Consider the following 23574-nt stretch of genomic DNA (forward strand, 5'->3'; position numbering starts at 1 on the left):
GTCGACCTACACCTATCTAGTCAACGGCCACGGTCCGCGCGACAACTGGACCGGCCTGTTCACGCCGGGCGAACGGGTGCGGCTGCGGATCATCAACGGTTCGGCGATGACCACGTTCAACGTCCGGATCCCGGGCCTGACGCTCACCATCGTGCAGGCCGATGGCATGAACGTCCGCCCGGTGACGGTCGACGAGTTCCAGATCGGCGTAGCGGAAACCTATGACGCGATCGTCACGCCAGCGGAGCCAAGTGCCTATACGCTGGTCGGCGAAAGCGTCGACCGGTCCGGCATGGCGCGGGCGACGCTCGCCCCGCGCACCGGCATGGCGGCGGTCGTTCCCCCGCTCCGCCGGCGGCCGGTCGCGACGATGAAGGACATGGGCATGGCGATGGATCATGCCGCGATGAACCATGACGCGATGGCCGACATGCCCATGGACATGAAGATGGACATGCGCGACCTGTCGAAGGCGCCGGGTGTGAAGAAGGGTCCGGGTGTCCAGACGATCGCCCCGATGCCGGTCGATCGCACCGGTGATCCGGGTCAGGGCCTGGACGATGTCGGCCACCGCGTGCTCACCTACCGCGATCTCGTCGCGCTGGATCGCAACCCCGATCTGCGCGCGCCCTCCCGCACGGTGCAGATCCACCTGACCGGCAACATGGAACGCTATATGTGGGCGCTGGATGGCGAGAAACTGTCGGAGGTCACGGCGCCGATCCCGTTCCGCGCGGGGGAGCGTGTCCGCGTGACCCTGGTCAACGATACGATGATGGGCCACCCCATCCACCTGCACGGCCATTATTTCGAACTGGTCACCGGCCACGGCGCCTACAGCCCGCGCAAGCACACCGTCATGGTGCAGCCGGGCGGCATGGTCCGCTGGGACGTCACCGCCAATGCCGGCGACTGGGCGTTCCACTGCCACATGCTCTACCACATGCACGCCGGGATGATGCAGGTCGTGCAGGTCCGCCCGGTCGCGGGCGCGGCGGCATGACGGGGCTGCGCTTCCTTCCGGCCATCGCCACCGTCGCGGTCGTCGCCGCCGGACCGGTCCCGGCCCAGAGGGCGATGGACCATGCCATGATGCCGGGCATGGCCATGCCCGCCGGGAAACCCGCCGCCAGGCCGAAGGCCACCTCCGGGAAACCGGCCGCCGGACCGGCTGTCGACCCCCATGCCGGTCACCGCAGGATGCCGGCCACGGACATGGCGGCTCCCCCCGCGCCCGATCCCCATGCCGGTCATGTCATGGGTGCGATGGCCGGCATGCCCGGCACGCCCGGTGCGCCGCCGCCCTCCGGCGACACCATGCCGGCCACCGGAACGGACCAGAAACCCGGCAACGCCCCTGCCCCCGCGCCTCTGCCAGGCTTGGCGGCGTCGCGCTATTACGGTGCCACGGCGATGCAGGACGCGGACCGCGCGCTGCGCCGTGAACATGGCGGGATGACCTATGGGCAGCTGATCTTCAATCTGGCCGAATATCAGGCGCGGCGCGGCGGCGACGGCTATCGCTGGGACGGTTCGGCCTGGTTCGGCGGCGATATCGACCGCCTGACCGTCAAAACCGAAGGTGAGGGCACGTTCGGCCGACCGCTTGCGCAAGCGGAGGTCCAGGCACTCTACAGCCATGCGCTCGATCCCTATTGGAACCTCCAGGCCGGCGTCCGCCATGATTTCAGGCCTGACCCGTCGCGGACCTATGCGACACTCGGACTCGAAGGGCTGGCCCCCTATTGGTTCGATGTCGAAGGCGCGCTGTTCCTGTCGGACAAGGGCGATGTGCTGGGCCGGGCCGAAGCGTGGCATGACATCCGCATGACGCAGTTCGTCGTGCTGCAACCCCGGATCGAAGCCAACCTGGCGGCGCAGGATATCCCGCGCGACGGGATCGGATCCGGCCTGACTGATCTCGAACTCGGCCTCCGCCTGCGCTATGAACGGTCGCGCCAGTTGGCGCCCTATGTCGGCCTGTCCTGGGAACGCCAGTTCGGCGACACCGCCCGCTCAGCCCGGTCGCGCGGCGATGACACCGGCGGGTTCAGCCTCGTCGCCGGCATCCGGACCTGGTTCTGACCGTCACCCGATACCGGCACCGGATGCCGGTATCAGGCGCGCCGGACTCCGGCTATTTCCCCGTCAGCGCCTGCACCATCAGCTTCCAGTGCGCCACATTGTCGTCCAGCGCGGCGATCGGCAGGCGTTCGTCCTTGCCATGGGCGCGCAGGTCGACCGGCACCCGCACCCACTCGCCCCCGACGCCGTACACCGCCACGCCCGCCGCGCGGAACGGACGTGCGTCAGACGCACCGGTCGACATTTCGGGATAGACCTGCATCCCGGGGTGCAGCGTGGTGACGGCCTTGGTATAGGCGGCGGTCACGTCGCTGCGCAGCGGCGATGCCAGCGACGCCGGGTTCGCGTCCAGCCGCGTGACTGTCACCGCCGGGTCGCCCGCCACCCGCTGCAACACGTCGCGGATCGCATCCGGCGTGATGCCGGGAAAGATGCGGCAGTTGACGGTCGCGGTCGCCAGTTGCGGCAGTGCGTTGTTCGCATGCCCGCCGAACAGCCGGGTCGCGACACAGCGCGTCCGCGTCAGCCCGACATAGGTCTCGTCCGCCTCGACCGCATCGGCCGCGGCGCCGTCGTCCGGGTTCGCCAGCCAGCGCCGGATCGCGTTCCCGGCCGCGCCGGTTTCGATCTTCGCCACCGCCGTGAAATAGGCGCGCGACGTCTCGTTCATCTGCGGCGGGAAGCGATAGGCCTCCAGCCGTTCCAGCGCATGCGCCAGTTGATAGATGGCGTTGTCCGCCCGCGGCTTCGATGAATGCCCGCCGCGGTTGGTGACGCGCAGTTCGTAATCGGCATAGGTCTTTTCCGCCGTCTGCACCGTCGCACCCAGCGGCTTGTCGCCTTCCGTAAACCCGATGCCGCCGCCGTCCGCGTTCAGGCCATATTCGGGCCGACCGAGCCGATCCAGCCATTCGGTCGCACCGCGGGTCGCGCCGATCCCGTTCGTCTCCTCGTCCCCGGTGAAGAACAGCACCAGGTCGCGCGTCGGTTCCCAGCCACTGCTGCGCAGGTCGATCAGCGCCTGCGCGATACCGGTCAGCCCCGCCTTCATGTCGATGGTGCCGCGCCCGTAATAATAGCCGTCACGCACCGTCAGCTTGAACGGATCGGTGGTCGAATCCTCCCGCTTGGCCTCCACGACATCCATGTGTCCCATCAGCATGATCGGCCGCCGGCCGCCCGCCGCCGCCGCCCGCCACCGCACGATCAGCGCGGCGGTATCGTCGGCCTGGCTGCCATCCTTCGCCTGGGTGCGATACGGCACCACCTCGACATCGGCGGCCGGAAATCCCGCCGCCTTGAACTGATCGGCAAGGTAATTCGCCATCTCCGGCACCTTGCCCCGGCCGACCACCGTGGGCGTGTCGACCAGCCGTTCGAACATCGCCAGCGTCGCGTCGTGTCGCACGGGGCTGATCGGCCCGGCCAGCGCGGGCGCCGTCGCCAACATGGTCGTGAGGAAGGTGGCGAGGGGCAGGGCAGAACGGCGCATCATGATCTCCGGCTGAAACCGACGTGCGGTGCTAACGCCCATCCCCGCCGCCGGCAATGGCGCCACCAGCCAGGCCGAGGCCGATGCCCGCAACGACCATGCCGGCTTGAGGCGCAGGCACGCCTCGCCTACCGTGGCCGCAACCTGTTGTTCAAAGGGGCCTTGACCATGAATCGTCGCCAGTTTGTCGGATCCGCCAGCGCCGTCGCGCTCACCGCCACGGTCGCACGGGCGCAAGTCCCCGCCGCCAGCGACGCGGACCGGCAACTCGACACCGCGTTCGACCAGATCTTTCAGCAGACGGTCACGCGCGCACCCGAACTCGCCACCTCGCTCGGCCTTGACAAGGGCGCACTCGCCGCGGCCAAGGGCCAGCTGTCGCCCCGCACGCCCGAAAAGCGTGCGCGCGACATCGCGGAAACCAAGGCCGCGATCGCGCGCCTCGCCGCCTTCGATCCCGCCCGGCTGTCCCCGCCCGCGCAACGCAATCTCGAAGTCGTCCGCTACACGCTGGAAACGCAGATCGCGTCCGCCGACACCTTCGGGATCGACAGCGCGATCCGGCCCTACCGGATCTTCCAGCAGGGTGGCGCCTATTTCTCGGTGCCGGATTTCCTCAACACCGCGCACACGATCGCAACGAAGGCCGATGCCGACGCCTATCTTTCCCGGCTGGATCAGTTCGCCACCGTGCTGGATCAGGAAAGCGCGCGCCAGAAGGAAGAAGCCGCGCGCGGCCTGCTCGCCCCCGCCTGGTCGCTCGACCTCACCCTTGGGCAGATGCGCAAGCTGCGGAGCCAGCCCGCCGCCGGCGCCAGCATCGTGCAATCGCTCGTCCGGCGCGCCGCCGCCAAGGGCATCGCCGGCGACTGGCAGGGTCAGGCCGCGCGCATTCTGGAAACCAGGGTCTATCCCGCGCTCGATCGCCAGATTGCGATGATCACGGCACTGCGCCCGACGACGCGGCCCGGCGACGGCATCTGGCGGGTGCCGCGCGGCGACGCCATCTATGCGATGGCGCTCGCCCAGGCGACCACCACGACGATGAGCCCCGACGAGGTCCACCGCCTCGGCCTGCAACAGGTCGCGGACATCAGCGCGCAGCTCGACACCATCCTGAAGACGCAGGGTTACAGCACCGGCACCGTCGGCGAACGGCTCGCCAAGCTGAACGTCGCGCCGGATCAACTCTATCCCAACACCGCCGCGGGTCGCGAACAACTGATCGCCGGCCTGAACCAGGGGGTCGAGGCGATGTACAAGCGACTGCCGCAGGCGTTCGCGACCGTGCCGACCCAGCCGCTCGAAATCCGCGCGGTACCGGTCGAGATTCAGGATGGCGCCTCGAACGGCTATTACAACCGCGCCTCGCTCGACGGCAGCCGGCCGGCCATCTACTTCGTCAACCTCAAGGACGTCGGCGACTGGCCAAAATACTCGCTGCCCTCGCTCACCTATCACGAGGGCGTGCCCGGCCATCATCTCCAGATCAGCCTCGCCCAGGAATCGAAGGACATCCCGACACTCCGCAAGATCGGCTTCTTCTCGGCCTATTCCGAAGGCTGGGCGCTCTATGCGGAACAGCTGGCGGACGAACTGCAGGCCTATGCCACGCCGCTCGAACGGGCGGGCTATCTGCAATCCTTCCTCTTCCGCGCGACGCGACTGGTGGTCGATACCGGGATCCACGCCAAGCGCTGGAGCCGGGAAAAGGCGACGGACTACATGGTCGCGACCACCGGCTTCGCCCGCCCGCGCACCCAGCGCGAGGTCGAACGCTACTGCACCCAGGCCGGCCAGGCGTGCAGTTACAAGGTTGGCCACATGGCCTGGACCCGCGCCCGCGCAAAGGCCGAAGCGGCGCTCGGCGCCGCCTTCGACCTCAAGCAGTTCCACGAGGTGCTGAAGGAAGGCGCCATGCCTCTCACCCTCCTGGAACGCCGAATCGACGATCGCATCGCCGCGCAGAAGAAGGGGTAAGGGGACGCAGGCAAGGCGACGATCTCACAAGGTGATCGCCGCCTTCAGCCCCAGCACGCCGACATCGCCCGCGTCGCGCACGCCGCCCGGCTGGTGGATCCATTGCAGGTTCGGGCGGATTTCCAGCCAGTCGAGCGGCTGGATGCTGTAATAGAGTTCGGCCGCATATTCCGCGTCGCGCCGGGGCTGATCCGGCATGGTCAGGCGATCGTCGGCGGCGGCCCGGCCGTTGACGTTGGTCCGCGCGACGCCCAGCCCCAGGACGTCGCCCGGCACCGCCGGCATCAACCCCTTGTAGAACAGCCCCAGCGCGATCTGGTTGTCGGTCACCGATGTCTTGCGGTCGGTCTGCGTCAGATTGGCGAACATGCCGAGCCCGGTCAGCGACTTGCCGTCCTTCGATGTCCCGGTCAGCTGCCGCTGGACCGCGACATAGACGCCGTAGCGCCCCGATCGCCGCAGCGGCGCCATCCCCGTGATCGCGATCGGCCGGCGGTCGATGTCCAGCCGCACATCGTCGCTATCCGCCGTCGCGATCCAGCCTCCGATCTTGTAGGACGCGACCCGGCCATCGTCCCCGCCGCGCGACCATCCCGCCTCCACCGGCACCAGCACCCCGGTCGCGCCCTTGAAATGGCCGATGAAGAAACGTTTGCGCAGGTTGCGGGGGTTGATCTCATACGCCCCGCCCTGGACGTAGAAATCCTCCTTCACATCGACCCGGACCCGCGCGCCCCACTGGCTGACCGGCCAGTTGTACCAGTAATCACCCGCCACATTGCCCGGCTGCGCACCGCAGAAACTCAGATTCTGGAAATGGCAGGAAAAGACCGCGAAGTCTTCGCCGGGGTTGGTCCGCCCCAGCTTCACCTCGACACGGCTACCCAGGCGTTGTTCATACCATAGTTGCGTCACGCGCAACGTCTGCCCGCGGCCATAGATTTCCTGCACCTGTTGCAACGCGTTCAAGCCGGCGTCGCTGGTCAGGTCCTGGCCCCGCCGCCAGGTGATCGTCGCCTGGAACGCGCCACCGGTCAGCCCCGCCAGCTTCTCCAGGTCCAGCAGCATGCCGACATCGAACTGCCCGGTTTCGCGGAACAACCGTCGCTCGCCGCCCGTGACGTTATACCCGCTTTCCGATGCATAGCGCGCGGTCACGCCGATCCCCCGCCGGCCTAGCCGGGTGCGGATCTGTTGCCAGTCGCCGATCAGGCCCGGCGGCGGCGTGCTTTGCGTATCGCCGATCAGCGCGGATGGCGACGTGTCGCGCGCCCGCGTCACCGCCAGGCGCGGTCGCTGTTTCGTGTCGGCGGATGCGGTTTGCGGCGCGGTCGGCTCCGGTGCGGGCGCACCCAGGTCGATCGCCTGCGCCTGCCCGGATGCAGCGCTGCCCAGGGCCGCGGCCCCCAACAGCATCCGCATCCCGATCCTGTTCGCCGCCGTCATCCCCGCCCCCTGCCATGCCATCACCCGCCCCTGCGCGGTGTCCTCACCGGACAACCGCCGATGCGCAGGAAAGTTCTTCCTCGCCGTCCGTCGGTCGGAAGAACGGGTCGGTCGTGCCGCAGCTGGCACCTCGGGGGTTCAGCCGCCCGCTTCGGGCACCGGCGCGCCCAGCGCCTTGGCCGCACGCCGTACGGCATCGTCGTCCGGTGCCTCCGGCAGGTCGGCGCCGGGCGACAACGCCTCATCGGCGATGCCCGGCCCGGTGCCGGCGATCGTTTCGTCGACCGCCCGTTCGTTCGCGCCGTCCGTGATCTTCTCGCGATCCGTCATCATCTATCCCCGTGACTGCCCTGCGACGGGCCGGCATCCGGCCGCATCATCCATCGCGTTGCCACGGCCAGGATCGGCAGCGCCAGCAATCCCAGCATTATCGGGCTCGGCCGGCTGCGCTCCAGCGGCCCGGACAGCCGCCGCCAGCCACCGGTGACGCCGCGTCCGTCCCGCACCGGCTCCAACGTGGCGCCGGGTCCATCCTCCGCCGGCTGCGTCTCCAGAAACCCGCGATGCAGCAGGCGCCCCGTCATGCGCGTCGTCAGCGCGGGCGCGATCCGTTTCTGCGCGGCGGCAAACTTTCCCGCTCCGCCGATGATCGTTTCCGCCACCGGCCGCCGCGCCAGCTTCAGCACCGCATCCACCACGCGCTCCGGTGGATAGACCGGTGGCGCCGCGCGCACCCGCTGCCCACTGTAATTGGCGGCATGTTCGAAGAAGGGCGTGTCGATCACCGACGGCAGGATCGTGCAGACGTGGATATTTGGCCGGTCCAGCAACTCCTGCCGCAACGCTTCCGACAGCCCACGGATCGCGAACTTGCTGGTGGCATAGGCGGTCGAATCCGGTTTCGCGATTCGACCGACGATCGACGCATTGTTGATCAGGATGCCATGCCCCTGCCGATCGAACACCGGCATCACCGCGCGCGCACCATGATAGGCACCCAGCAGGTTGGTCGCGATCACCCGGTGCCATACCGCGACCGGGATCGCGTTCAGCTTTCCGAACACGCCGACCCCGGCATTGTTGAACCACAGGTCGATCCGACCGAAGTGTTCGACGGCGCGGCGGGCCACCGCCGCCACGGCGTCGGCATCACCGACATCGGTCGGCACCGCGATCGCCTGGCCACCGATCGCGACGCATTGCTCCGCCACCTCGGCCAGCACCTCGCCGCGCCGCGCCGCCAGCACGACCGCCGCCCCGCGCTCGGCAAAGGCGAGCGCGGTCAGTCGGCCGATGCCACTCGATGCGCCGGTGATGACCACCACCTGCGGTTCGTTCGGTCTGCGCACGCTGTTTCCCATTCTATCCGTCCCGGCCCGATGCCGCGTTGCCGGTGGCGGCATCGCCGGTCGATCCGCCGCCGGTGCCAATGCTGCCGGCACCCGTGCCCGGCCCGCCGCCCGGTGCCGTGCCGCTTGGCTGGAGCCCGGTCGACAACGCGTTGCCACCCGCCCCGGTGGCGGCGGGCGCCGCGCTCGGCCGCTTCAGGTCGACGGGCTGCTCCAGCCGTCCCGGCGTATCGGGCGCATCGGTCGGGCGGGTGTCGGCCGATATGTCACGGTCAGGCATCAGGATCGCCCACCATGGCCGGCATTCTGGTTGCCGGTACGGCTGGCGCTGCTGTCGCCATTGTCCTGCTTCTTGTTTCCGCCGACATCCTCCTTGCCGTTCTTGTGGAAATCGCCCTTCTTCTTGTGGTCGGTCATGTCACGTCTCCATCGTCAGACTGCCGGGATCCGCGCCGGCCGAATGCCGCCAGCTGTTCCGGGCCCTGCGCGTCCGGCGCACCGGTCACTCCGGACGCGTCGTCGCCCTTGGAATAGCGTCGCCGCTGGCCGTCACCGGGGTCGTCGCTCATCGCATTGTTCTGGTTCTGGGTCAGGCCGTCGCCCTCCCCGACATGGCTGCTCTTCGACATGCCGCTTCTCCTGTTCAGGATTTGCCCGCACCGGACCTGCTGCCGCCCGAACGGCCGCCGCCGCCCTTGCCGCCGGTACCGGATCCGTTGCCACCCGATCCTGCGTCACCCCCCTTGCTGGGGATGCTGCCCGCGTTTCCGCCCGCGCCCTTCTGCGCCATGTCGCTGCTCCTGTTCCGTGGAATAGGTGGTCAACGGACCAGACGAGCAGACGTTTCAGGAAATACCGTATCTTATCATAAGCATAGCTGATCCAAATCAGCCCCGGTCCATCACTGCCATGCAACCCGCGTCGCGGCTGGCACGTTGCAGCCGCATCATGAACCAGGGAGAATCCTGATGCGTCTACCCCATGACACGCTGGTGCTGGTCGCCGATGGCCGCAAGATGCTGATGTTCCGCAACCAGGGCGACGCCGACGCCCCCAACCTGATCGTGGAGGATGTCGAAACCAGGTCCAACCCCGCCGATCGCGATCAGAAGACCGACGCGCAGGGGCAACGCCCGTCCAGCACCGGCTATGGCCAGGATTCCACGAGCGAAGCCGATTATCACCAGCTGGAGGAGAACCGCTTCGCCGCCAGCACCGCGGACACGCTGAAGGATCGCGCGCTGCAGGGTGAGTATGACCGGCTCGTCGTGGTCGCCGCGCCCAAGCTGCTCGGCGAACTGCGCAAGCATTATCACAAGGAAGTCCAGACCCGACTGACTGCGGAGATCGCCAAGGATCTGACCGGACATCCCAAGGACAAGATCGAAGCCATCATCGCCGCCGAATGAGTGGTCGCCCGCCCCCCTGTTCCATGATCCGGAGATCCCGATGTCCGATACCGTCGCCGAACTGCTGGTCGACACGCTTGCCGAGATCGGGGTCCGCCAGGTCTTCGGCATCGTGGGCGACGCTCTCAATCCCTTTACCGATGCGATCCGGCGGCAGGACCGCATCGAATGGATCGGCGTCCGGCACGAGGAGGGCGCCGCGCTCGCCGCCGCCGGCCAGGCAAAGCTGACCGGCCGGCTCGGCGTCTGCTGCGGCACCACCGGGCCGGGCGGCAACCATCTGGTCGCCGGCCTCTACGAAGCCCGCAAGGATCATGCGCCGGTCCTCGCCATCTCCGGCGGGGTGCCGGCGGCGATGCGCGGCACCGATTATCTTCAGGAGGATACACCCGACCTGCTGTTCCGCGATGTTGCCGTCTACACCCAGACGATCTCTTCACCGGAACAGGCGCCGGCCGTATTCCACCAGGCGATTGCGGAGGCTTATGGCGCGCGCGGCGTCGCGCATCTCAACATTCCGCCCGACGTGTTCGGCGCACCCGCGGGCAAGGCGGTACCCAGCCTGTCCACGCTGCGCGCGCGCCCTGATGTCGCGCCCGCCCCTGCCGATATCGACGCCGCGGTATCGCTGATCGCGCAGGCGAAGAGCATCGCCATCTTCTGCGGCGCCGGGTGTCACGGTGCGGCGGCCGAACTGATCGCCCTGTCCGAACGGCTGAAGGCGCCGCTGCTCCACACCTACCGCGCCAAGGACATGCTGCCCTATGACGAACCACACTGGATGGGCGGTGTCGGCCTGATCGGCGGTCGTCCCGGCGTCGACGCCGTCGTCGATGCCGATCTGCTGCTGATGCTCGGTACCGATTATCCCTATACCGATTTCCTGCCGAAGCATGGTCGCGTCATCCAGATCGACGAACGCGCGTTCGCACTCGGTCGGCGCACGCCGATCGCGCTCGGCATCGTCGGCTCGGTCCGCCCTGCACTGCTGCAGCTTCTCGATCGCCTGCCTGCGCGTCAGGATGACAGCTTCTTTCAACAGGTTCGCACCGCGCGCGCGGCGTGGGACCGGATGCTGGACGAAAAGGCCGATCCCGGGCGCAGCGGGAACAAGATTCATCCGCAGGCGGTCGCGCGGCTGATCGGCGATCATGCCGCCGCCGATGCGGTCATCGTCACCGACACCGGGGAAGTGACGCTCTGGGCCGCCAACTGGCTACGCCAGACCGGGCGCCAGCGGATCAGCGGGTCGTTCAACAATGCCGCGGTCGGCACCGGCCTCGGCATCGCCAACGGCGCGCAGGCGCTCGATCGGAACCGTCAGGTGATCTGCCAAGTCGGCGACGGCGGCTTCACCATGTTGCTGGGCGAATTCATGACGACGGTCGAACACAAGCTGCCGGTGAAGGTCGTGGTCTACGACAATGCCGGCTGGGGCCTCGTTCATCTTGAAATGGAGCGGGCCGGCGTTCCCGCGGCACCGGGCGCCAGCTTCCCGAACATGGATTTCGCGGCGTTCGCCCGCGCCTGCGGTGCCGAGGGGTTCACCGCGCGGGACCCCGCGGCGCTTGCGGACACCATCCGCCGCTTCCTTTCGGCACCCGGCCCCGCGATCCTCCATGCCGTGGTCGACCCGGACGAGATCCCCGCCATGCCCCATATCGGGGTGGATCAGGCGTGGAAGTTCGGTATCGCGAAGGTCAAGGAAACGCTGAACACCCTTCGCGGACGGTAGATCGGCGTCGCGGTCGCGGGCGGCAGGCTCAGGCCCGCCGCCGCCGCGGCCGCCGTTCCCTCGGCCGCAACATCGCTTCTATCGCCTCCAGTGTCTTGCCGCGTGTTTCCGGAACGAACCGCCGCACGAACAGGATATTGCCCACACCCACCGCGGCGAACAGGAAATAGGTCAGGCTCAGCCCCAGCCCCGCGACCATTAGCGGGAACAGGAACCCGACCGAGAATGTCGCCAGCCACAGCGCCAGCCCTGACAGCCCGATCGCCAGCGGGCGCACCCGCATCGGGAAGATTTCCGACAGCAACACCCACGTCGCGGGCGATACGAACGCCTGCTGAAACGCCAGGAACGTCGCCATCAACGGCAGGACGACGAACGCGCGCATCGCCGACTGGCCCATCATGTTCGATACCACCCCGATCGCGACCAGCGCGCTCGTCGTCCCGCACAGCCCGATCGTCAGCAGCGTCCGCCGCGGCACTTTGGGCAACAGATAGATGCCAAGGAAGGTCGCCGCCACCGATATGACGCCGTTGGAGATGTTGGCCAGCAACGCGCCGTCGCGTCCGAACCCCGACTGGGTCAGGATCTGCGTTCCATAATACATGATGGAGTTGACGCCGGTCAGCTGCTGAACGATCCCGATGCCGATCCCGATGAACAGGATGCGGCGGATCCACGGTTCGCGCAGCACGGTCAGGTCGATCCGCGCCGCCCCGGCATCAGGGTCGCCGATCGCGCGCTCGATCTCCTGCATCTCGGTATCCACCGCCTTGGCATCGCGGATGCGCCGCAACGCCTTGCGCGCGCGGTCCATCTGGTGATGCGCGACCAGCCAGCGCGGGCTTTCCGGCACGCCCAGCATCCCGATCAGCAGGCCGATCGCAGGGATCAGCGCGACCGCCAGCATCACGCGCCACACACCGGCATGCTGCCCCCAGCGCAGGCTGATGAACGCGTTGCACGCAAAGGCCAGCAACTGCCCAGACACGATCATCAACTCGTTGGTGGTCACTAGCCGGCTGCGTCCGCCCGCCGGTGCGATCTCCGCCAGATAGGTCGGAACCGAAACCGACGCGCCACCGACCGCCAGCCCCAGCAGGAACCGCGCGGCGACGAGGCTCGGAATACCCGGCGCCAGCGCCGACGCGACTGTCCCTGCGATGAAGACGATGGCCAGCGTCAGGATCGTGCGGCGACGGCCGGATCGCATCGATATCGGCCCGGACAGCAGCGCGCCGAACGCCGCGCCCAGCAACAGCGAACTGGTGACCATCCCTTCCGTCAACGGCGTCAGACGCAGATCCTGCTGGATATAGATCAGCGCGCCGTTGATGACGCCGGTATCATATCCGAACAACAATCCGCCGAGTGTCGCCACCAGCGTGATCCGGCGGAGCTGCCCGCCCGGGCTGGGCAGGGGTGCCACGCCATCGCCGGCGGAACTGGATGGGGAGGACGTTGCGGACATGCGACACTTTCATTCGTGCCCCGCGTCGACGGCGTCCGTCCGCGGGCGTTTGGCTTGGGATCAATCTTCAAATCCCGAAGCGATGTATAAGTTTCGCAAAATCATGATAGATCCCGTAATTTATTGTTCCGTACTCCTAACAACCATCATACATCTACATCATCAACAATATGTGGAACGTCACGTCAAGATTATGGTTCATCCTGGGATAGCCGATAAGGGCTGATCTATAGTTACGGGTGGATCATGAGGAAGGATGTTCTTGGCATACGTCATGCTACGGCGCCATGGGCGGCATTGCTGCTGGCGGGATTGACCGCCTGCACCACGTCGACGCCCTATCAGCCGATTTCCAGCGCGCATGCGTCGGCCGGCGGCTATGGCGATCAGCAGATCGAACCCAACCGCTTTCGCGTCACCTTTGCCGGCAACAGCATGACCTCGCGCCAGACGGTCGAAACCTACCTCCTGTACCGGGCCGCGCAACTCACGGTGGAACGCGGGCAGGACTGGTTCCAGATGGCCGATCGGAACACGGAACGCCGCAGCAATACCTATGTCGATCAGCCGTTCGGCCCGGGCCCCTTCGGCTATTGGGGGCCGAGCTGGCGGTATCGCGGCCGCGGCTTCGGCTGGCGCGGGTGGGATCCCTTCTGGGGAGACCCGTTCTGGGATAGCACGGTCAATGTCCGGACCGTCGACCGGTACGAGGCGACCGCCGAAATCGTGACGGGCCGCGGTCCCAAACCCAATGATCCTCGTGCCTTCGATGCGCGGGCGGTGCTGGCCAATCTCCGCGCCACGATCCAGCCACCCCGCTGATCGTCACCCCGCCAACGGCGACTGCGCATAATCGGCCAGCAAGGCGGCGGCATCGTCATAGACGGCGATCGCCCCCGCCCGGCGCAGGGTCGCGTCGTCGAACTTCCCCGACCGGACCGCGACCGCCGCGACGCCGCATTTGCCGGCCGCTTCGATGTCGTACGGTGTATCCCCCACCACCAGCGCCTGATCCGGCGCCAGCCCGGTCTTCTTCAGCGCGGTCGCGAAGATGTCGGGCGCGGGCTTGGTCCGTTCGACGTCGTCGGAACTGGTGGTCGCTCCGACCATCGCCTCCGCGCCCAGCAACGCGACATAATGCTCCAGCTCGGCCTGCGACGCGGATGACGCCAGCACCACCTGCTGCCCTGCGGCATGCACCGCCGCCAACAGATCGTGCGCACCGGGAAACGGCCGGACTTCGTCCAGATAGCGTTGCTTGAACACCGTCCCATGCACCTCTCCCAGCTGCGTCTGCGCGGCCGCGTCCAGTTCGGGCAGCAGGGTCGGCACCAGCATGTCGGTGCCCTTGCCGATCTGGTCATGGATCACTTGCCGGTCGAACGATCTGCCGATGCTGCGGAACGCCTCCTCCCATGCCAGGACATGCTGGTCGTTGCTGTCGACCAACGTGCCGTCGATATCGAACAGGATCGCCTTGATCGTCATGATTTCAATCCTTGTAACAACGACTTGGTCAGCGGGCGACACCGGGCAATGTTCCATCCGCGGGGATCATAACGACGACTGATGCGTCTCCTGCCCATGCTGCTCCCGTCCCTGCCCGACTGTCGCCGCGCCGCGCCGTGCTGACGTTCGAGCTTCTGCTCGGGCTGTTCGCGTTCTGCCTCGCGCTGGCGCTGGTTGCGCGTCGCATCGGGGTCCCGCTGGCGGTGGCGCTGGTGCTGGGCGGGATGGCGATCGCCTTCCTTCCGGGGCTTCCGCACATCGCGTTCGAACCGGAACTGGCGCTCGCGCTGTTCCTGCCGCCGCTGCTGCAACTCAGCGCCTATCGCACGGATTGGCCCGCGTTCCGCACCAATCTCCGCCCGATCCTGCTGCTGGCGACCGGCGCGGTGCTGTTTACCGCCGCGGTGGTCGCGTGTGTCGCCAAATGGCTGATCCCCGATCTGCCCTGGGGTGCGGCCATTGCCCTGGGCGCGATCGTCGCACCGCCCGATGCGGTCGCCGCCGCCGCGGTGCTGCGCGACCTGCGCCCGCCGAAACGCATCGCGACCGTGCTGGAGGGGGAAAGCCTGCTCAACGACGCGGCCTCGCTCGTCCTCTATCGCTTCGCGGTCGGCGCGACCATCGCCGGCACCTTCGATCTGAAAGAGGGGGCGCTCGCCTTCCTGCTGTCGGCGGTCGGCGGCACGCTGGTCGGCTATGCCATTGGCCGGCTCGCGATGTGGATCTTCTCGCGGATCGACGAGACCCTGCACGACATCACGGTCAGCGTGCTGGCCGGTTTCGCCGCCTATTTCGCGGCGGAGGCGGTGCATGCGTCGGGCGTGCTGGGCGTCGTCGCCTGTGGCCTGGTGCTCGGCACGCATCAGCATCAGGCGTTCACCGCGCATACCCGCCTTGCGTCCGGTGCGGTCTGGAGCTTTCTGGAATTCGCATTGACCAGCCTGGTGTTCATGCTGATCGGGATGCAGCTGCGCGGGATCATCGATCGGCTGCCCAGCTACGCTCCGGCGCAGCTCGCCACGCTGGCGCTGGCGACATCCGGGGCGCTGATCCTCAGTCGTTTCGCCTGGATCATGCCGATGACCTGGATCCCGCGCCTGCTGTCGCGGCGGTTGCGCGAACGCGATCCCGCCCCGCCTGCCAGCCATCTGGTCGTCATATCGTGGGCGGGTATGCGCGGCGTGGTCAGCCTGGCCGCCGCGCTGGCGCTGCCGATGCGCTTTCCAGGCCGCGACATCATCATCTTCCTCGCCTTCTGCACGATCCTGGCGACGCTGGTGGTGCAGGGGACCACGCTCGGCCCGCTGATCCGCCGGCTCGGCCTCACCCGCCCGGACAATGACGGGGTCGACCCGCGTCAGGTGACCCTGCGTCGCCATGTCGCCGAAGCCGCGCTCAACGCGGTCGAGGAACAGACCGTCGACGATGATCGCGATCCCGCCGCCACCGAACTGGTTGCCCACTACCGCGATCGTGCGCAGCAGGCCGCACGGCTCGACGACGGCGCCGAACCGGAGGCGAACCGCGCCGCCGCGCAGCTCACCCTCCGCCTGACGGCGGTCGAGGCCGCACGTTCGAAGCTTGCGGCGCGGCGCCAGGATCATGACGACGACGCGGCCCTGGGGCTGATGACCGAACTCGATCTTGAGGAAGAACAGATCCGCCGCGAACTGATCGCGCTCAGCCAGCCTGCCCCGCGTCAGCGCTGATCCGGCCCGTCAGTGCGCGACCATCGCCCCGTCAACCTGCGTCAGTCGCCGGCGCAGCCGCAGCGTCGCGCGCAACCCCTCCGGCTCCAGTGCGAAGGTCACCGCACCGCGCAGCTGGCTGCGCACGATCCCGGTGGCCATGCGCCAGCCGAAACCGGTCGCAACCTCCGAATGGACGACCGGCCCGCCACGCTCGATCCACTCGATCGTGACCGACTCCGCATCGGGCATCCACCACCGGATATCCACGCGGCCATTGGGCGCCGACAGCGATCCATGCACCACCGCATTCGACAGCATCTCATGCAGGACCAGCGCCAGCGGCTGCACCTGCGCCGGTGGTATGGCGATCGGATCACCGCCGGCCATGATCTGCTTTCGCCCGAACGGCTCCATTTCCGCGCGCACGATCGTATCCAGGTCGACATCCTGCCATCCGCCCGCCGCCAGCAGGCCATGGGCACGCGCCAGCGAATCCACCCGCCCCTGCACCGCACGGGCATAGCTGGCGGAGTCGTCCGCCTGGCTCAGCCGGACGATGCCCTGCACCAGCGCCAGCGCGTTCTTCGCGCGGTGGTCCACTTCCTTCAACAACCGGTGTTCGACCTGTTCCAGCGCCTGCGCCTGCCGCCGGTCGGTCACGTCCATCTGCGACGCGAAATGATAAACTAGCTGCCCGTCATCGTCATGGATCGGGCTGATATGCAGCTCGTTCCAGAATGCGGTCCCGTCCTTCCGGTAATTCAACAGTTCGATCGTGATGTCGCCGCCCTCGGCCAGGCGGTCGCGCAACGTCTGGATTGCGGCGGGGTCGGTCCGCGGCCCCTGCAGGAAGCGGCAGTTGCGACCGACCACCTCGTCCGCGGTATAGCCGGTCAGTTTCAGGAACGCGCTGTTCGCCAGCACGATCGGGTTATCGGGCTGCAACGGGTCCGACACGATCATCGGCATCCGCGTGCGCTCGACCGAGATCAGCGCCAGCGCGCTGCGATCCACCAACCCGCTTGCCGATGCCGCCGCGGGGTTGTCCCCTGTCAGACGGGATGCATGGCGGGCCTTGTCGATCACGAGCGCGGCGAACTTTCAACGGGTTGTGAGAGGATGTGCGGTTTGAACGCCCCGTCTTCCTGTCGGTTCACGACAATCGTCGTTCGGCGTTCCGAAACACCCTCTTGCCCCCGCCCCGCGCCGCATCGGGCGGGTCCGCCGCGCGTCAGCGATGTTGCCAGAGCTGCTCCATCGCCTCCAACGTCCGGCCTTTGGTTTCCGGCACGAACCGCCAGACGAAGATCGCCGCCAGCACGCTCATCCCGGCATAGACGAAATAGGCGAAGCCATGGTTCAGCCACGCGTTCAGCGCGGTCGATCCGTCCATCACCTCGAACGTCGCGGATACGAACAGGTTGGAAATCCACTGCGCCGCCACCGCGATCGCCATCGCCTTGCCCTTGATCGCGTTCGGAAAGATCTCGGCCAGCATCACCCACACCACCGGACCCCAGCTGAGCGAGAAGGCGGCGATATAGACCATCACCGCCACCAGCGCCCATTGCCCGACCGATCCGCTGGCGAACAGCAGGCCCAGCGCCAGCATCGATACCGCCATCCCGACCGCGCCGATCATCAACAGCGGCTTGCGCCCCCAATTGTCGACGGTCACCAGCGCGACCAGCGTGAAGACGGTCATCACCAGCCCGACGACGATCGTCTGCAACAATGCGACATTGCCCGACACGCCGGTATTCTGGAACATCTGCGGCGCATAATAGAGCACCGCATTGATGCCGACGAACTGCTGAAAGATCGACAGCGCCAGCCCGACACCGATGACCGTCCAGCCATAGGACCCCAGCGGACGCGTCTTCTCGACCAGCGTCCCCTCGATCTCGCGCAGGATCACGTCCGCTTCGCTGGCGGTGGTCAGGCGCGTCAGCACCGCACGCGCTTCTTCCGCCCGGTTCTTCAGCACCAGCCAGCGCGGAGAATCCGGTACACCGAACAGCAGGACGAAGAACAACGCCGCCGGAATGACACCCGACAGCAGCATGTAGCGCCACCCCTCCGCCAGCACCCAGACCTCGTCGCCCTGCGCCGCGATCGCCCAGTTGACGAAATAGACCAGCGTGATCCCGCTGACGATCGCGACCTGTTGATAGGTCACCATCCGCCCGCGCACGTCGGCCGGCGCGATCTCCGCGATGTAGAGCGGCGACAGCACGGAAGCGAGGCCGATGCCCACCCCGCCGATCAGGCGGTAGAAAATGAACCACGGCAGCGCCGCCGGCCCCATCCCGCCAACCACGCCATGCCCGAATTCGGGGAAGGCCGATCCGACCGCCGACAGGATGAACAGGACCGCGGCGACCAGCATGCCGCCCCGCCGTCCGATCCGGTTCGACAGCGACCCGGCAATCCCGGCGCCCACCGCGCAGCCCAGCAGCGCACACGAAATCGTCCACCCGGCCAGGCCGGATGCCGCCACCTCGCTCAATCCGCGCGGTGCGATGAAATTCGCCTTGATCGCCCCGACTGCGCCGGAAATTACGGCGGTATCGTAACCGAACAACAACCCGCCCAGCGCCGCCGTGATCGTCAGGCGCGTCAGCAGCGCCTGGTTATGGTCTGTCCTCGTCGACACGCGTCTCTCCCGATTGCGGATCTTGTGCCCGCGTCAATCCCTGTTTGATCTCACATCCGGCCAGCCCCGGCGTCGTGACCGGAAACGCGAACAGCGCACCGGCCAGCGGCTGTGCCGCCAGCGCCTCCGCGTCCAGGCCCTGGCGCGCCGTGGTGGCAAAGGCGGTGCACAGGTCCGGCCCGCCGAACGCCACCTTCGTCACGTTCGCGACCGGGAACCGAACGCTGTCCACCAGCGTCCCGTCGGGTGCATAGCGCCGCGCGCTCCACCCGCCGTACAGCCCGACCCAGACGTGCCCATCCGCATCCATGCTGACCCCGTCCGGATGGCCGTCCGCCGGATCGATCGTCGCGAAGACACGCTGCCCGCTCAACCGGCCCGCCTCGTCCAGGTCGAACGCGTGGATCGTGCGGCCCAGTGTGTCGACATGGTACAGGATGCGCCCGTCGGGGCTGACCGCGGGGCCATTGGTGATCGTGCACTGCCCGCCCATCACGCGCGGCACCCCATCGGCATGCAGGCGGTACAGCGCGCCGCTGGCATCGCTCTCGCCATTATCCATCGTCCCGAACCACAAACGCCCGGCCGGGTCGACCACCGCATCGTTCAACCGATTCCGGGGCAGATGCGGCTCCACCTCGGCCAGCGGCGCGAACGCGCCCGTTCCCGGATCGAACCGGTGCAGCCCATCCGACAGGCCGACCACGAATCCGCCATCCGCCGCGGGCAGGCAGAAACCCGGCATGTCCGGCGCGTCCCAGCTCAACTGCCCACCGGTGGCGGGATCGAACCGGTGCAGCTTGCGCCGCTTGATATCCGTGAACCACAAGGCGCGGTCGCGTTCGACCCACACGGGACCTTCGCCCAGTTCCGCACCGACGTCCCAAACAGGCTCCGCCGTCATACCGTCCGTCATCATCGCCATCCCGCATCCACGAAATAATCATGCGCAGTACACATACGCGCATCATCCGAAGCGAGGAACAGGGTCAGTGCGGCGACGTCGGCCGGCATCACCCGCGCCTTCAGACACTGGTTCGCAAGGATGCGGGCTTCCTCCTCCGCATCGTGCCACAATGCGTCCTGCCGCGGCGTGCGGACGCCGCCCGGCACGATCGTGTTGACGCGGATGTTCGCCCCGCCCAGGTCGCGCGCCATCGCACGCGTCATGCCCTCGATTCCTGCCTTCGCGGTCTGGTACAGCACGATATCGGGCAGCGCGAGATGCCAGCTGATCGATCCGAAATTCAAAATCACGCCGCCGCCCGCGCGCTGCATCGCCGGCACCACCGCCTGCGCGCAGAAGAACAGATGGCGCAGGTTGACGGCGATCCGCTCGTCCCAATACTCCGGCGTCACGTCCGCGATCGCGTGGCGATCGTCGTTCGCGGCATTGTTGATCAGGATATCGATCCCGCCGAAATCCGCCTCGATCCCCGCGATCGTGCTGCGCAGGGCGGCGAGATCGCGCAGGTCGCACGGCCGAAACCGCGGCGGGTGCTCCGCATCACTCAGCCGCGCGACCAGCGCCTCCGACGCATCGGCCGCAATGTCCAGGAACGCGACCCGCGCGCCCTGCCGCACGAACGCTTCGGTCAATCCTTCGCCGATCCCGGATCCGCCGCCTGTTACCAGGACACGCTTGTCGCGCAGGCTGGGATAGGAAGCCCGCATCGCCGCATCCAGCGTCTTCGGTTCGCTCGTCATGATGGCCCTCACTCCGCCGCCGCCGGCAACAGGCCGCGGCCGGCCAGGTTGCGGATCAATGCCGATATCCCGAACGTCCATGGCGGCGCCGCCTTCGCGGTCGTCACACGGTTGACCAACATGCCCAGCGCCGGCGTCGCGATCCGCACCACGTCACCCTCGCGGTGCGTGAAACCGCGTCCCGCCACATCGCGGTCCTGCACCGGCGCGAACATCGTACCCAGGAACAACACGAATCCGTCGGGATATTGATGTTCCGACAACGCCTGCGCCACCAGATCGGCGGGATCGCGGCTGATCTGGTCCATCGAACTCGATCCGGTCAGAACATAGCCCTCCGGCCCGTCGATGGTCAGGTCGATCACGGCGCTGCGGACATCGTCCATCGTGAACCGGTCATCGAACAGCCGGATGAACGGCCCGATCGCGCAGGACGCATTATTGTCCTTCGCCTTGCCCAGCAACAACGCGGAACGTCCCTCGAAATCGCGCAGGTTGACGTCGTTGCCCAGTGTCGCCCCCACCGCGCGTCCGGCGGGATCGACCACGATCACGATCTCCGGCTCCGGATTGTTCCAGGTCGAATCGGATCGCACGCCGATGTCCGCGCCCCATCCGACCGACGACAGCACCGGCGCCTTGGTGAAGATTTCCGCGTCCGGGCCGATCGCGACCTCCAGATATTGCGACCAGCTGCCTTCCGCGATCAACGCGGCTTTCAGCGCGCCGGCCTCCGCCGACCCCGGCTTCACCGCGCGGATGTCCCCGCCCATGCTCGCTTCCAGCCTGGACCGGAACGTCAGCGCGGCATCCGCATCGCCCCGCGCGCGTTCCTCGATCACGCGTTCCAGTGCGGACACCGCAAAGGTCACGCCCGCCGCCTTCACGCATTGCAGGTCGATCGGCGCCAGCAGCGTGGGCCCCGCCGCGCCGTGGCCCTGCGGCGCCAGCGTCAGCATGTCCAACGGCCCCAGATCGCGGCCGGTCAGCGTCAGGAGATCCGTACGGGCCAGCAGGTCGGCGACCGTCGGCGCCGTCCGGGATACGTCATGGGCGACCCCGCCGCGCACCAGCACCGGGATCGGTCCGGCGCCCTGGTCGATCCGCCCGACCAGCACCGCATCGCGCCAGTCGGCCGGCAGCCCGGTCTCGATCAGGTCGAAGGTCATGCCTCCGTCTCTCCCACTCTTCCATTATGATAGCGCTAACAGACTGCCTGCCCCGGCGTTTGTCAAGGGCGTGGATCAGGCGTTCGCGCGATCCGCCACGCTCGACCCGCGCTCGATCAGCTCGAACCCGATGCTTTCCATCGCTACCGGTGTCGGCACGTCCGCGCGAACCCCGCGGATGCGATCGCACAGCAGATCGACGGCGCGCCGCGCCATCTGCGCGATCGGCTGGCGGATCGTCGTCAATTCCGGAAAAATCGCGGTCGCCAGCTGCGTATCGTCGAACCCCGCCACCGCCAGGTCGCGGGGCACGTCCAGGTGCAGGCGGTGCGCCATCGCAGACACGCCCGCCGCCATGTCGTCGTTGCTGGCGAAGATCGCGGTCGGCCGATCGCTCAGCGCCAGGATCCGCGCCGCCGCCTCCACGCCCGATTGATAGGTGAAATAACCCTGTTCGATCCACGCCGGGTCGATCGGCAGCGCCGCGGCCGCCATCGCGCTGCAATAGCCACGCTCGCGCTCGGCGCTGGCGGTCTGGTTGGGATGACCGCGCACGAACGCGATCCGGCGATGCCCCAGCGCGATCAGATGCGCCGTCATCTGCCGTGCCGCCGCGTGATCGTCGATGCGGATCGCCGCTCGCCCCGCGCCCGGCCGTCCCGACGCGATCAGGACGAACGGCATGTCCGCCACGTCCAGCAACGCGCACAGGTCCGCCGAATCGCATAGCGGCGGCGGGATCAGGATCCCGTCCACGCCGGCACGCTGCAGCTTGCGGACGGCGCCTGCCGCTCCGGCCTCGTCCCCGCACTGCTCCAGCACCAGCTGCGATCCCAGCCGCCCGGTCTGCATCAGCGCACCGATCAGCAACTCGCCCAGATAGCTGGAACTGGGGTTGTTATAGAGCAGCCCGATCCGCATCGTCTCGGCACTCGCCAGCGTGCGCGCGGCATGGTTCGGCGCGTAATTCAGCGCCCGGATCGCGTCGGCCACCTTGCTGCGCGTCGCCGGGCGAACATTGCCGCCGTCGTTGATGACCCGCGATACCGTCATGGCGGAAACGCCGGCGATCCGGGCCACGTCCGCGATCGTCGCCTTGCCGCCGCCACGCCGTACGCTCCGCTCCGCCAATCGCATGGTCCTCATCCGGCCTGATACCCGAATGCCTTCAAACCAGCGGCCCTGCAATCATCGCCGCAACGATCATGGACGAACGAAACGGTCGCTTCCGCTTATCCCGCGACGGCCGCTTTCCACGCGGCCACCAGCGCGCGCGCCTTGTCCGCCACGGCCGCCACGCTGTCGCCGGGCCGGAACAGGGCGCCGCCGACGCCGATGCCTTCGGCCCCACCGGTCAGCCATGCCCCGATATTGTCGGCGCCCGTGCCGCCCACCGCCCACAGCCGGACATGCTTGGGCAACACCTCGCCGACCGCCTTCAGGTAAGCCGGGCCAAACGCCGTCGCCGGGAACAGCTTCAATCGCCGCGCGCCCGCCGCGATCGCCGCGAAGGCCTCGCTGGGCGTCGTGAAGCCGGGCATCACCTCCAGCCCTGCCGCCACCGCATGCGCGATCACCACGGTGTCGGTGTTGGGCGTCACCATCAGCCGTGCGCCGGTCGCGGCCAATGCGCTCGCCGCTTCGGTGGTCAGCACCGTTCCCGCGCCGATCAGCGCGCGTCCGCCATGGGCGGCCTGGATCGCACGGATGCTGTCGAACGGATCGGGAGAATTCAGCGGCACTTCGATCAGCAGGATGCCCGCCTCCACCAGCGCGCCGGCGACCGCCACCGCCTCGTCCGGCCGCACCCCGCGCAAGATCGCCACCACCGGCGGCGCACCCTGCGCCAGCACGCTGTCCACCGTCATTCCGTTC

General features: G+C 67.8%; 24 protein-coding genes. 7 read left to right on the top strand and 17 right to left on the bottom strand.

What is annotated here, in order from left to right:
* Both VF649_RS03525 and VF649_RS03530 read left to right on the top strand, forming a co-directional pair.
* Positions 1-1003, top strand: a 1003-nt coding sequence (locus tag VF649_RS03525; protein ID WP_331010575.1) for a multicopper oxidase domain-containing protein, incomplete at its 5' end; no start/stop codon positions are given.
* Positions 1004-1215: 212 nt separating this feature from the next.
* Entirely contained in the window at positions 1216-2085 is an 870-nt protein-coding gene (locus VF649_RS03530) for a copper resistance protein B (RefSeq protein WP_331010576.1), read from the top strand.
* 52 nt (positions 2086-2137) lie between these two features.
* Here VF649_RS03530 and VF649_RS03535 read toward each other — a convergent pair whose 3' ends face one another.
* A complete protein-coding gene (locus tag VF649_RS03535) occupies positions 2138-3577 on the bottom strand; it encodes a M20/M25/M40 family metallo-hydrolase (protein ID WP_331010577.1) in 1440 nt (479 codons plus the stop codon).
* A 168-nt stretch (positions 3578-3745) separates the two neighbouring features.
* Between VF649_RS03535 and VF649_RS03540 the strand changes: the two genes are divergently transcribed.
* A complete protein-coding gene (locus VF649_RS03540) occupies positions 3746-5557 on the top strand; it encodes a DUF885 domain-containing protein (protein WP_331010578.1) in 1812 nt (603 codons plus the stop codon).
* A gap of 24 nt (positions 5558-5581) precedes the next feature.
* On the opposite strand, the gene VF649_RS03545 is transcribed toward VF649_RS03540, so the two are convergent.
* The 7 genes from VF649_RS03545 to VF649_RS03575 form a co-directional block, all read right to left on the bottom strand.
* Positions 5582-7057, bottom strand: coding sequence for a carbohydrate porin (locus VF649_RS03545; RefSeq protein WP_331010579.1), 1476 nt, complete (start codon positions 7055-7057; stop codon positions 5582-5584).
* 84 nt (positions 7058-7141) lie between these two features.
* Positions 7142-7333 (bottom strand): hypothetical protein, encoded by a 192-nt coding sequence (locus VF649_RS03550; protein WP_331010580.1) that lies wholly within the window; start codon positions 7331-7333, stop codon positions 7142-7144.
* Positions 7333-8352, bottom strand: coding sequence for an SDR family oxidoreductase (locus VF649_RS03555; RefSeq protein WP_331010581.1), 1020 nt, complete (start codon positions 8350-8352; stop codon positions 7333-7335). Before VF649_RS03555 ends, VF649_RS03550 begins: the two co-directional genes overlap by 1 nt.
* 13 nt (positions 8353-8365) lie before the next feature.
* Positions 8366-8632: a hypothetical protein gene (locus VF649_RS03560; protein WP_331010582.1), complete on the bottom strand. Its 267-nt coding sequence runs from the start codon at positions 8630-8632 to the stop codon at positions 8366-8368.
* Positions 8632-8769 carry a hypothetical protein gene (locus VF649_RS03565; RefSeq protein ID WP_331010583.1) on the bottom strand — a complete coding sequence of 46 codons (138 nt, stop codon included), beginning with the start codon at positions 8767-8769 and terminating at the stop codon, positions 8632-8634. The genes VF649_RS03560 and VF649_RS03565 overlap by 1 nt, the downstream gene beginning before the upstream one ends.
* Positions 8766-8981 carry a hypothetical protein gene (locus VF649_RS03570; protein ID WP_331010584.1) on the bottom strand — a complete coding sequence of 72 codons (216 nt, stop codon included), beginning with the start codon at positions 8979-8981 and terminating at the stop codon, positions 8766-8768. The genes VF649_RS03565 and VF649_RS03570 overlap by 4 nt, the downstream gene beginning before the upstream one ends.
* A 14-nt stretch (positions 8982-8995) precedes the next feature.
* Entirely contained in the window at positions 8996-9142 is a 147-nt protein-coding gene (locus VF649_RS03575) for a hypothetical protein (RefSeq protein ID WP_331010585.1), read from the bottom strand.
* A 178-nt stretch (positions 9143-9320) separates the two neighbouring features.
* Here VF649_RS03575 and VF649_RS03580 point away from each other — a divergent pair, with 178 nt between their 5' ends.
* Together VF649_RS03580 and VF649_RS03585 are read left to right on the top strand one after the other, a co-directional pair.
* Positions 9321-9761, top strand: a complete 441-nt coding sequence (locus VF649_RS03580) for a host attachment family protein (protein ID WP_331010586.1) — start codon at positions 9321-9323, stop codon at positions 9759-9761.
* A 40-nt stretch (positions 9762-9801) separates the two neighbouring features.
* A complete protein-coding gene (locus VF649_RS03585; RefSeq protein ID WP_331010587.1) occupies positions 9802-11496 on the top strand; it encodes a thiamine pyrophosphate-binding protein in 1695 nt (564 codons plus the stop codon).
* A gap of 28 nt (positions 11497-11524) precedes the next feature.
* On the opposite strand, the gene VF649_RS03590 is transcribed toward VF649_RS03585, so the two are convergent.
* A complete protein-coding gene (locus VF649_RS03590; RefSeq protein ID WP_331010588.1) occupies positions 11525-12967 on the bottom strand; it encodes a sugar porter family MFS transporter in 1443 nt (480 codons plus the stop codon).
* Positions 12968-13213: 246 nt separating this feature from the next.
* Between VF649_RS03590 and VF649_RS03595 the strand changes: the two genes are divergently transcribed.
* Positions 13214-13789 (top strand): CC0125/CC1285 family lipoprotein, encoded by a 576-nt coding sequence (locus tag VF649_RS03595; protein WP_331010589.1) that lies wholly within the window; start codon positions 13214-13216, stop codon positions 13787-13789.
* A 3-nt stretch (positions 13790-13792) separates the two neighbouring features.
* On the opposite strand, the gene VF649_RS03600 is transcribed toward VF649_RS03595, so the two are convergent.
* Positions 13793-14455: an HAD family hydrolase gene (locus tag VF649_RS03600; RefSeq protein WP_331010590.1), complete on the bottom strand. Its 663-nt coding sequence runs from the start codon at positions 14453-14455 to the stop codon at positions 13793-13795.
* Positions 14456-14592: 137 nt separating this feature from the next.
* Here VF649_RS03600 and VF649_RS03605 point away from each other — a divergent pair, with 137 nt between their 5' ends.
* Entirely contained in the window at positions 14593-16185 is a 1593-nt protein-coding gene (locus VF649_RS03605; RefSeq protein ID WP_331010591.1) for a Na+/H+ antiporter, read from the top strand.
* Between the two features lie 9 nt (positions 16186-16194).
* Here VF649_RS03605 and VF649_RS03610 read toward each other — a convergent pair whose 3' ends face one another.
* The 7 genes from VF649_RS03610 to VF649_RS03640 form a co-directional block, all read right to left on the bottom strand.
* Positions 16195-17181 carry a PAS domain-containing protein gene (locus VF649_RS03610; RefSeq protein ID WP_331010592.1) on the bottom strand — a complete coding sequence of 329 codons (987 nt, stop codon included), beginning with the start codon at positions 17179-17181 and terminating at the stop codon, positions 16195-16197.
* Between the two features lie 217 nt (positions 17182-17398).
* Positions 17399-18823 carry a D-xylose transporter XylE gene (gene xylE / locus VF649_RS03615; protein WP_331010593.1) on the bottom strand — a complete coding sequence of 475 codons (1425 nt, stop codon included), beginning with the start codon at positions 18821-18823 and terminating at the stop codon, positions 17399-17401.
* Entirely contained in the window at positions 18801-19739 is a 939-nt protein-coding gene (locus tag VF649_RS03620; RefSeq protein WP_331010594.1) for an SMP-30/gluconolactonase/LRE family protein, read from the bottom strand. Before VF649_RS03620 ends, xylE begins: the two co-directional genes overlap by 23 nt.
* Positions 19739-20530: an SDR family oxidoreductase gene (locus tag VF649_RS03625; RefSeq protein WP_331010595.1), complete on the bottom strand. Its 792-nt coding sequence runs from the start codon at positions 20528-20530 to the stop codon at positions 19739-19741. Before VF649_RS03625 ends, VF649_RS03620 begins: the two co-directional genes overlap by 1 nt.
* Before the next feature lie 8 nt (positions 20531-20538).
* Positions 20539-21699: a fumarylacetoacetate hydrolase family protein gene (locus VF649_RS03630; protein WP_331010596.1), complete on the bottom strand. Its 1161-nt coding sequence runs from the start codon at positions 21697-21699 to the stop codon at positions 20539-20541.
* A 75-nt stretch (positions 21700-21774) separates the two neighbouring features.
* Complete coding sequence (locus VF649_RS03635) at positions 21775-22845, bottom strand: LacI family DNA-binding transcriptional regulator (RefSeq protein ID WP_331010597.1); 1071 nt, start codon at positions 22843-22845, stop codon at positions 21775-21777.
* An 86-nt stretch (positions 22846-22931) separates the two neighbouring features.
* Positions 22932-23567 (bottom strand): 2-dehydro-3-deoxy-6-phosphogalactonate aldolase, encoded by a 636-nt coding sequence (locus VF649_RS03640; protein ID WP_331010613.1) that lies wholly within the window; start codon positions 23565-23567, stop codon positions 22932-22934.
* Positions 23568-23574: the final 7 nt, after the last annotated feature.

It is taken from the genome of Sphingomonas sp. (genome assembly GCF_036387535.1).
Lineage (GTDB): Bacteria > Pseudomonadota > Alphaproteobacteria > Sphingomonadales > Sphingomonadaceae > Sphingomonas_R.